Origin of the sequence: Cedecea neteri, assembly GCF_000757825.1 — a bacterium.
GTDB lineage: Bacteria > Pseudomonadota > Gammaproteobacteria > Enterobacterales > Enterobacteriaceae > Cedecea > Cedecea selenatireducens.
In genome coordinates this window covers 547,349-557,712 of sequence record NZ_CP009451.1, presented here as the reverse complement: position 1 = coordinate 557,712, position 10,364 = coordinate 547,349, and the positions used below count along the sequence as shown (strand labels likewise).

Annotated in this window: 9 protein-coding genes; 7 read left to right on the top strand and 2 right to left on the bottom strand. The window is 43.1% G+C overall.

Features of this window, described 5'->3' with window-relative positions; all coding sequences use genetic code 11:
• The first annotated feature begins 11 nt into the window (after nucleotides 1–11).
• From JT31_RS02470 to JT31_RS02445, 6 genes are read left to right on the top strand one after another with little or no spacing between them, the layout of a single operon-like run.
• Nucleotides 12–1,385, top strand: coding sequence for a MotA/TolQ/ExbB proton channel family protein (locus tag JT31_RS02470; RefSeq protein ID WP_038472992.1), 1,374 nt, complete (start codon nucleotides 12–14; stop codon nucleotides 1,383–1,385).
• Nucleotides 1,386–1,390: 5 nt separating this feature from the next.
• Complete coding sequence (locus tag JT31_RS24180) at nucleotides 1,391–4,387, top strand: calcium-binding protein (protein ID WP_038472991.1); 2,997 nt, start codon at nucleotides 1,391–1,393, stop codon at nucleotides 4,385–4,387.
• Nucleotides 4,388–4,396: 9 nt separating this feature from the next.
• The gene (locus JT31_RS02460; RefSeq protein ID WP_038472989.1) at nucleotides 4,397–5,179 is read left to right on the top strand and encodes a hypothetical protein; all 783 of its coding nucleotides are present in this window, start codon (nucleotides 4,397–4,399) and stop codon (nucleotides 5,177–5,179) included.
• 24 nt (nucleotides 5,180–5,203) lie between these two features.
• Nucleotides 5,204–5,965, top strand: a complete 762-nt coding sequence (locus JT31_RS02455; protein WP_038472986.1) for a hypothetical protein — start codon at nucleotides 5,204–5,206, stop codon at nucleotides 5,963–5,965.
• Between the two features lies 1 nt (nucleotide 5,966).
• Nucleotides 5,967–6,524: a helix-turn-helix transcriptional regulator gene (locus JT31_RS02450; protein ID WP_038472984.1), complete on the top strand. Its 558-nt coding sequence runs from the start codon at nucleotides 5,967–5,969 to the stop codon at nucleotides 6,522–6,524.
• Between the two features lie 52 nt (nucleotides 6,525–6,576).
• The gene (locus JT31_RS02445) at nucleotides 6,577–7,344 is read left to right on the top strand and encodes an EAL domain-containing protein (RefSeq protein WP_038472981.1); all 768 of its coding nucleotides are present in this window, start codon (nucleotides 6,577–6,579) and stop codon (nucleotides 7,342–7,344) included.
• Here JT31_RS02445 and JT31_RS22735 read toward each other — a convergent pair.
• Entirely contained in the window at nucleotides 7,333–7,959 is a 627-nt protein-coding gene (locus JT31_RS22735) for a helix-turn-helix domain-containing protein (RefSeq protein ID WP_052048950.1), read from the bottom strand. The two genes, JT31_RS02445 and JT31_RS22735, sit on opposite strands and share 12 nt — an antisense overlap.
• Nucleotides 7,960–8,839: 880 nt before the next feature.
• Here JT31_RS22735 and JT31_RS02435 point away from each other — a divergent pair.
• Nucleotides 8,840–9,226, top strand: coding sequence for a hypothetical protein (locus JT31_RS02435; protein ID WP_038472978.1), 387 nt, complete (start codon nucleotides 8,840–8,842; stop codon nucleotides 9,224–9,226).
• 3 nt (nucleotides 9,227–9,229) lie between these two features.
• On the opposite strand, the gene JT31_RS02430 is transcribed toward JT31_RS02435, so the two are convergent.
• Entirely contained in the window at nucleotides 9,230–10,318 is a 1,089-nt protein-coding gene (locus JT31_RS02430; RefSeq protein ID WP_038472976.1) for an AbrB family transcriptional regulator, read from the bottom strand.
• Between the last annotated feature and the right edge of the window lie 46 nt (nucleotides 10,319–10,364).

Genomic DNA, 10,364 nt, shown 5'->3' with positions numbered 1-10,364 from the left:
CTTGCCTAATTATGGCTGCCGGCGTTGTTAGTGTGCCTGTCATTTTATTTTACTTTGTATTCGCTGGGGCTAAGAAGATGAAAACCTTCTCTTTCAAGAGATTCGATGCTTTTTATGCATGTGCTAGTGTTGGGGTTAGATATTTTATTTATTTTATAAAGGCCTTCTGGTCAGTGATTTTGTTGGTTGCTGGCGGTGTTTTCCTTTTTCTTGATGACATCGTTTCATCTATAAAATCCACGCCGCATCCGGCATTGGTATATACTATTTTTGCTTTTTTAATCATGGGTATTGTTTTGGCTGGGTGGACATTAATAAAATTATTTTTCTACGATTCTTTTGCCAGAAAATGGCGTAGAAGCGATAGTTCTCAATATGCCACCCTGGTCAATGGTTTATCACATGCGATGCCCTATAAAGAGGCCTTTGGTTTATTAGTCAGCTATGTCGAAAATCCTTTAAATCATCACCGAAATGAATTGCAGCGTCAGGTCGAGCATGCTGAAAAAGAGATCGGCGAGAGACTTTCTTTCCCGGGCTTTATTGCAGGAGCATTGGTTGGCATTGGGCTGGTGGGAACGTTTATCGGCCTGCTTGGCGCACTTGAGGATTTGGGCAAACTTTTCGCCGCGTTAACCGGCGGGGGGGATAATAGTGACCCAACGGCAATGTTTAGTGCCATGCTTGTGCAACTTCAGGCTCCGATGAAGAGCATGGGTACTGCATTCGTTGCTTCACTTTATGGCTTGTTGGGATCTTTGATACTCGGCGCTGTTGTACTCTCCGTGGGGAAAACTGCCACCACATTACTGGGGCGGGTTCACGATACGGCATTCGATACCTTCGATAAGTTATCCATGAATTATGCTGCTCTGCAGGTGGTAAATGAAAAAACGCAGGTGAGCGATTCAGAGATGGTTCAGTTGGTAATGATCAAGGATGATTTACTATCAAAATTCTTTAATGTTACCCAGCAGCTTAGTGCAGTCACAGAGGCAATGACTGCGACCGCAAAGGCGCTCAATGAGCGTAACCTCATCGATAAAAAATTCACAACTGTATTGAGTTCTGGCTCCCACTGGATTGATTCATGGCAGCAAATAAATGAGCAACTCACTAGTTTGCGTTCTGAGCAGCAAGGGCAAAATACAAAATTGTTACTTTCAAATAATGACATATTAAAAGCTATTAACACCTCAAGCGAAAAAATGGCGTTGTTCAATACCTTGTTAGCCGAAGCATTAGATGCATCAGAGGGGAAGGTATTTTCTGTTGGGAATGAAGTTTCGATGATTCTCGACGGGCTAAATGCCTGCCGTTACTCCTTTGAGGGTGTATCAGCTAAATTACGTACAATTGTTTCAATGTCAGTAGATAGAGATTAAACAATATGGCCACCGCAGATACGAAAATTACATTAAATAATATTGCCCTAAGTGATGTTAAAGAAATAAAAGTAGCAGATACCGACCTTGTTATTACCTTAAGGTCTGGGAAACGTGCAGTAATCAAGGATGGTGCGCTAAGGTCAATGATTGATAGCCAATTTAAAATTCAATTTACTGACAAAGAGATCGAAGGCGCAGCGCTGTTACGCATGGCCGGTAAAATGGAAGTTAGTGAATTAAGTGATGTGGCTGTTGCGAGTGCGGATCAATCTAATGAGGATGTACTGGTCAGTGACAGTGGTGCTTCGGACAATAAGACTGCGGGATCTGCAAGCGCTGTGAGTGAGAATGCCACGTCCACGGCAGTGGCACCAGATGGTATTTTTGCGACGATACTTAAATGGGCTCCAACAGCAACTATCATCGGAGCGGTAGGGGCTGTAGCGGGAGTTTTCTTGGGTGGCGGAGGTGGAGGGGGCGAAAGCGGCGGTGCAACAACAACAACTACTCTTCCTCCAACATCAACGCCTGTGCCGACAAAATTGGATTTGACCAAAGCAAGCATAGACGGTGTGAATGCAATTGAGGCTCAGTCGACAGACGGGGTTGTCAGTGTCGTTGCAGCTTCAGGGACCGTCGTATCACTTTCATTTGCCGGTACCAATGGGACTGTAACTCGTCAGGTAACAGGGGCAGGCGCGGAGCTTCCCGTTGCTATTACTTTGACGGCAGAAGAGCTTGCTCAATTGGGACAAGGCAATATTGTGGTTACGGGGTCTACTTCATCCGGACAGGTTTTGCCTGCGGTAAATTTTTTGTTAGATACCATTGCGCCCGACGTGGCTGAAGCACTACTTGATAAGAAATCAGATTCTGGTGTGAAAAATGATGATTTTATCACGGCAAAAAATAACCTCTCCTTTAACGTGAAAGGAGAGCTAGGAGCAACAGTTAAAATATATAATGACAGCAACAATAATAACAAGTTAGATGAAGGTGAGTTGATTGGACAAACAACCCTAAAAGGGAGTGCGCAAGGCGTTGTGGATGTTGCATATCTTGCACAAGGTGAATATAACAATCTGAAAGTCTTACAAGAAGATATTACAGGTAATCAAAGTGCTTCGACAAAGCTGGCGGATATTACGATTGATAATACCGTGCCTGATTCTCAGGTAACATTAACACCTGGGAGTGATAGCGGCATTAATAATGATAATATTACTTATAATACTAAGGTCACGGTGACGGTAAGTGGCGAAAAAGGAAGCCAGGCGATTGTTTTTAATGATTTAAATAATAATAATAAATTCGATGCCGGGGAGGAGTTGGCTAACTTTACAATGACCGGAGATAAACAGGATATCTCTGTTAATCTTCGTGCCAATGACACCAACAGGTTACAAGTGATCGTTACCGATGTTGCTGGAAACCAGCAGGGGTCAACGCAACCCTTAGTGATTATTGCTGATGTTAATCCCCCAGTGTTTATTGATAAAGTCGCGCTGTTATTATCCAGCGGAAGCAGCATTGATGCGATGGATAATAATATTTTAATAAACTCTTCGCGGGCTACGGAAACGTTAACAGCAGGCCACTTTGGACTGGCCAGCGATTTCCCTAAAAATATTACAATAACATTCTATAATTTAACGAATACCTTAGTTTATAAAGAAGGTGTACTGGCGAACAGCGTAACACTTGAAGATATTATGCTGGGCAGAGTGACTATTGCTTATACGCAGACTGATGCTAACCAGCAGGGGAGCTTCGCGCGCGTGGATTACAGCATTACGCAGCCTTCAGTAAGGAGCGAGTCCGAATTCAAAATCAATGATTCTCTGTCGTTTAAGTCCAGTGATAACGCAATGATTATTTGGGCCGACGGGTCTGGTAATGGCGGGAGCAGTTCAAAATGGACAAGCGGCAGTTCCTATGCTGGAGGAAATGGCGGCGGCAGTAACGATAATATTGTCGGTACCGCACAAGGCGATCTGATATTTGGCGATGGTTCTGGCGGAGGCGGCGGGAGACACCCTTATGCCGGTGATCCGAGTGGGAACTCCCGAGGTGGCCTTGCCGGAGGTGGAGATGATTACATAGATGCCGGAGAGGGAGACGATATTATATTCGGTGATGGTTTCTCCGGTTGGAGTGGTTCGAATGGTATTGGCGGATATGGCGGCGGCGGCGGCGGCGGCGTGTATGGTGGCAGCGGCGGTTTCGCGGGTGGGCTTGGCGCAGCGGCCGGGGGGGGGAATACCGTTGGTAGTAGCGGAACAACCTTAGGCCCAACTCGAAATCCCGGAGGAGGTAATGGCGGCGGCTGGGGGGTCCAAAATAGCAGTATAAATGACTATGTCGCTGAAACGGACGTCGGTGCGAATGGTTCCTCAACTTTTAACAACAGCGGCGTTGTAAGCTCCACCGTTGCGGATGCACGAAGCCAGTTTCTCAGTGGCACCGGACTCATGTTTACCCAGGATATGGGGCGGGGTAATGATATTATAAATGGTGGCGCAGGTAATGATTACATCATGGGTGGCGGGGGTAACGATATTATTACCGGAGGCCGGGGCAACGATATTATGTATGGTCGCGGCGGCACTGGCTGGTTTAATGGTCAAAATCTTACTAACGTAAACGATAATGATTTATTCGTTTGGAAACGTGGCGATGCTACGGGGAGTTCTGTTGATGTGATCCGTGACTTCCAGGTTTGGGATGGTACTAACGGTGACCGCATAGATATTTCACAATTACTGGAAGGATATAACAAAGACACTAGTGACATCAGCCAATGGATCGTCAGTATTCGTAATAACACAACTCAGGCTGGCACACTGGGTTGGGATAGTGGAAAAACAGGGACAGCGATTATTATTGACGTAGATGGCAATGGTCCGGGCACGAATAGCCAAACTATATTTTTAACAAATGTTAATACGCTGCCCACGGATATCCATACATTAATTAGCAACGGTACGATTATTGTTTAAAGACATCATATGAAAACATCTGGTGGGGGGCCAAATGTTTGGCCCGGTTATGTTGCAGCTGTCGCCGGCCTGGGGATTAGTTTGTTGCTTCTTATCGCCGTACTTGGTCTGGGGATTTTTCAAATTGGTGCAAGCATTCATGAGAAAATAGTCCAGGGGTTTAAGCCAAACATCGACGGTGACATAAAATTAACCTCTCCGGTAGGAGGTGCGGTTCAAAATGATAAAAAAGAGCTGGCGGCATCCGAAGGAGAAAAAACGACTGCTGTGGCAGATATAGGGAACAGTGATGCGGCGTTGAATTTAAAGAGTAGCGAAGCGGTTCGCGTACTTTCCATAGTGCAAGAGAGCAGTAATGGCCTGCAAAAAAAGGGTTCTAATCCTTTGCTAGACATGCCGGGCAATGAAGGTTCAATTAATAATCACGTAGTTATTGAAAACGATCGAAAAGTGCTGTCTGAAAGAAAAAGTGAAGATGATTCAGATATCACGTATCAGTTTTCCGATGGGATCTACAAGCTGAGTGAGGCAGCAAAAAAAATGTCAACTACCATAGTTGAACAACACCTCGTGGGGTATCGCGTCACCATCTCTGCATCAGCTTCGGTTGATGTTGAAACTGCATCGCGTATTGCTTATATACGCATACTTGCAGTACGTAATTATTTTCTTGACAGTGGTTACGAGCGGGAAAAAGTCATTGTCAAATTAATCCCCGTGTCTCCCGATGTTAGTAATCAAAATGCGGTTAAGATTAAATTCATCAGGGATGATAAACCCACGATAGAGTGATTTTTTAATTTTTTGTGAGGCATCATGAGTAAGCAGGAAGAAATAGATTTCTGGCCAGGGTATGTTGATGCGCTAATGAATTTAGTCTTAAATTTACTCTTCCTCTCAGCGATATTCGCTATCGCTATCTTTGTATTAGGTATGGAGTCTTCGAGGCTACGCGTGATTAATGCGGATAATAAAAACAAATCTTCGCTGGAAAATGCAGCGGTGAATAAAGAACCTTACAAAAGTCGAGTTGACCTTATGATTAACAAAGACCGTAGCGTAGAGGCAAAGAATGAATCCTCATCCGAGGCAGGGGCGGACGGTGATCCAGCCAAGGCATCCTTAGGTGCAGCAATTAATGATGTAAATAACCTGGCTTTATCTAACCAAAAAAATGATAAACCTTCAGCATCATCTGGAAAAACTCTGATTGTAAATGTCACTAGCGATCCAGTCGTTCAGAACGAAAATGTAATAGATAAAGTTATTGTGAAAAAGGAAAGAGATAAACTGCTTGCTATTTTATACCCTAAAGATACTGTTGTAATTGATGATGAAGTGAAGTCTGAACTGAATAGTTTGTTTTCGCAAAGTTTTGCCAATAACCAAAAAGTTCTCATTTGGGGTGTTTCATCGGCGAGTTCTGCCGTTTCAAACCGATTAACTTATTTGCGAATTATGGCGGTGAGAAATGTCTTGTTGGATAAGGATGTGCCTAATAAAAACATTTCTATAAGCATCTATGGCGGGAAGGTAGATGCGGCGGGTGGTAAAATATATATCTTAGGGACAGAGTGATATGTTAAAGGAAATTATATTCGTTGGCGCAAATTTTTTTTTAGCCAAAGGTGTAGCTACTATTATAAATAATCTTGAACACCTTATACCAGAGAGATATTCCGTAGTTATTCTAGTCGAACCTGAAAATTGTTATCAAATAAGTAAGGCACAGAAATTCGATGATGATGCTTTGATCGTTATTTTAATGGATCATAAAAATGATTTTAAATTGTTCCAAATACCAGGGGGGAGTAGTCGTGCAATATATGTTGTCGCTAAAGGATCTTGTGAACAGTTGTATGATGATCTTAAAGTGGCTTTTACTAATAGTGATGAGGGGGGTTCGCTAATACATAACTGCATGTACAAGGATTTTTTTTCTCATCGAGAGACAATGTTAATAACATTAATTATGGAAAATTATTCTTTTTCTTCTATATCAACGATTCTTAATATTTCGATGAAGAGTGTTTATTATTGTCGCTCTGAAATTATGAGGAAACTAAACGTTAGCAACGTTGTTGGTATGTATAATAAAGTTCAGCAAATAAGAAATATGCGGATTTTTTTAACTTAGTCGCTAGCGAGCAGCATGTAGATTTAGTTAAAAGTTTTGTCGAGGTTATGCAATGAGTTTTTTATCAAAAAGAAAGATTTACTCAGCTATTAATAACGGTGAGTTTTATGTTATGTATCAGCCTATATATAATAATGTGACGCAGTTGTTTGACTGCGTAGAGGTTTTTTTACGTTGGAGAAATAATGCAGGCGTGGAAATAAACCCGCTTGAATTTATTTCTCAGGCGGAATCATCTGGCTGTATAATTCCTTTGACTTTACATCTTTTTCATTTGGTCAGGGATGATGTTAAGTCATGGTCAGTAATGAAAGATATTAGCATTAGCTTGAATGTGTCTGGTTTACACTTTCAAAGTCAGTTTTTTATTAACGATATCTTTTCGTTAGTGCAGGGAATGCCGAAAAATATTAATTTTATCCTGGAGCTTACCGAGCGTTATCCTTTGCCCAATCATAAACAAATGGTGCAGTTGTTCAATCGATTGAAAGTTATGGGACTGGCATTGTCCCTTGATGATTTTGGTTCCGGCTACAGTAACATTGATACTCTTTCAAAATATCATTTTGACTATGTGAAGTTATCTGGTGATTTGCTAAATGAAATTGACTCAAATGAAAGATCGCTATCCATTGTAACGGGGTGTTTGTCTTTAATAGCCAGTATTAATGCCATTGCAGTGATTGAGAATATAGAAACTGATGCTCAATACTCACTTCTTAAAAGAAACCCATGTTTGTTTCAAGGCTTTTTTCTATCGAAACCTTTATTGAAACATGAGTTTCTGCGTTTTATGGAAATGGATGATTTAGAATTTTGATGGTAGCTTATTGAAGTTAATTAATACGCCGCGTTTTGTTGTGATATAATTTCCATTGTTTAATTCTTTTATTATTTTAGCGATCGAGCTTCTGGATATCTTATGTCTTTTGAGAATATAATCAAATACTGAGGTTTTTTCTCGCTCAGCCTCAGGTAATGCCCAAATTATCTCCAGATGAATTTTAATTATGTCATAAACGCTTCTGTTTTCTGCCAGATTGTGGCTACGATGTTCATTAAGCCCCATGAAATAGCTCATTAATTGTGCTATATCCTTCCACGACTTATCTTTATCAAATATCTCAATAGCGTCCTCATGTGATAACAAATACAGTGAAACATTATCATTTGGAGTGATGTAATAATATTCCGTGCTAAAAAACAACTGGTCAAGACCGACGATGAATGGCGAGTCAAACTTAAAAAGTAATACGCTGTCTTTTTTACGATGTAAGCTAATGCTACCTTCGTCTAAGTAAATAATGCATTTTTTTCCAAAGGGCTCGAAGTTGATGTTTTTATTTGAACCTACAGAAAGTTTTAAAGTGTTTTTGTGATTTTTAATCTTATTCCCTAAACGAGACACGGCTTGATAAGGTATTGTGCTTGACATAATAACTCCATTTCTAATAGGTGCTTGTATCGAATTTATGGGTGATCACCGTGTGAAGTTTAAATAAAAGAAGGCAGTGTAGATGTTTTTTTAGCGTTTTTAACTTCCCTTGTAATGACTAAATTAGCACATTCTTATTTGATTACAATGTGTAATCATACATTTTTGTTTATGTTTTTTTTTACATTGTGCAAGAGATAAATACAACATTTAAATCAGAGTTTCTTAAGTTTTAGGCCCATATTACTGCGTTTATGCGCATACATTGAATAATTGCACTAGTTTTTCTTATGTTTTATTGTGCTCGGTTGTGTAATATTGTGCATTTATAAATACGAATGAGTTAGTGGGTAAATTGTTTTTTGAAAATATGTTGAAAGTATGTGTTCAATTGTTATTTGGCAATGCCGGAAAACGATGTGGATTTGTACATGTTAGCCGCGTTACCAGCAACCCGCAGCGTAGGTTGATAAGGGTTTCTTATTAATTATTACTGTTCTTATCCTCAGGTGAGGGATATCGGGCAGCCATTATATGTGTCATTTTCCGACCCCTGCACTATAGAGTCGTTACGGAACTGATATTGCTATATGCCATGCATAACCAGGCGTAGTCTTGCGGCGCGACAGTATGTTTACTTGCGTATCTTGTGACCAATTCCGATGAGCCTTCAAACAGATATCTTTATATTTTGTGCATACCCTGGTAAGGTTTGTTAATTAAATAGTAGGTGTTGGAAAAATAATACAATCAGGTATGATGACATACGAATGGCCAGGTTGAGCGTCTTTTTGGGAAGTAAGATAATACAACATTAAAAGCTGCAGCCCATGCCGCTCTTCCGTTGATAAGAAAGAATCAACATCAGATAGAAGAAGTTGTGCAGCCAGCTCGATTATTGGGTGATGGGTTGGAACCTTATGCGAACCAGGAAGGTGAGCGACTGATTTACTCGCAACCGGTTGAGTCAGGTTTTATGGGCTACTCTTTCGACTTTGAGATTCACCTTGCCGATCTGGATGCTCTGCATAGGGATGATGACAGACGTGCTGTCTTCGAGATGATTGCACACGGTTTGTTGCAGCATTCGACATTGAGGGGAAATATTCGTTTCACTCTGCGTGATTTTGACGCCCCTGTCGCGAATACGCTTCACGCTTCGTCCGATTTCCTCCCAGAGTTTATTCAGCGAGTGAGCAAGGAGCACAACATTCATATCGAAAGCTATATTGAAGATGCGATGAAACGGGGTTCAGCCAGGAATTGAGTTTTACCTCTTCGCCTGCCGCCTCATGATATTGCCGATGATCGGCCCGAAGGCGACCAGAATAATAAAGCGGGTCATCTGCATCGACATCACAAAGGCGATGTCAATGTGCTTGCTGGAGGCGGCAATAATCGCTATGGAATCCGCGCCGCCGGGGCTCATGGCTAAATAAGCGGTGAGCGGGTCGATATCGGTAACTTTCACCAGCACCGCCGCCATCACCCCGCAAAGGGCAATCAGAATCACAATGCTGATCGCGATGCGGGGCAGTACCTGGGCGGCATGTTTTAGCAGCGGGCGGGTGAATTTCAGCCCAATACGCCAGCCGACAATGGTGTACGCGAGGACCAGCACCCACTGCGGCAGGGCTATCTCTATCCAGTTATTTTGTGAGAGCACCACGCCAGCCACCAGGGTTATCAGTAGCGCCCCGGCGGGGAGGCGTAGCAGTCTGGCCGCAATACAGGCGAAGGCGATAAGCCCGAAGGTTTCTGCCATCGCAACGTAAGAGCCGTGTGCAAAAAGATCTATCGCCGCCGATGTGGCAGGGACGTGCTCGCCTGAGACTTTCATCAGCACGGAAGCGACGCTTGCCACCATGATCACGCGCAGATATTGCATGGCGGCGACAAGCTGTGTGTCCGCGCCGTTGGCTTCGGCCATCAGCGTCATGGCCGTTGCGGCGCCGGGGCTTAATCCCCAGAACGCGGTGGTGCCGGGCAGGATACGCATGCGGGTTAATATCCAGCCGAGCATCATACAGATAAAAATCACCGAAAAGACGCAGACGATAAACAGCAGCCAGTGAGCGCCAAAGGTGTCGGCGAGGCTGTGGGGCATTTTGCTGGCAATCATGCAGCCGATGATGCCCTGGGCGATGAGAAACAGCGTGCCGTTGGGCTGAATTCTGGCGCCGTTAAGGGAGATAACGATCCCGGCTATCATCGGCCCCAGCAGCAGGGCGGCAGGAATGTTCAGCCAGGTCAGCAGTCCCCCGCAAAGCACGGTGGCAATAATCAGCGTGCTCCACTGCATACGCTGGGGTGACAGCAGGCGATTACCGTTGGGTTGAGCAGGATCTTGTTTCTTCATCGTTCCATAGCCGCCCGCAGCGCGGAAGAATATTCGGTTTAAGCTG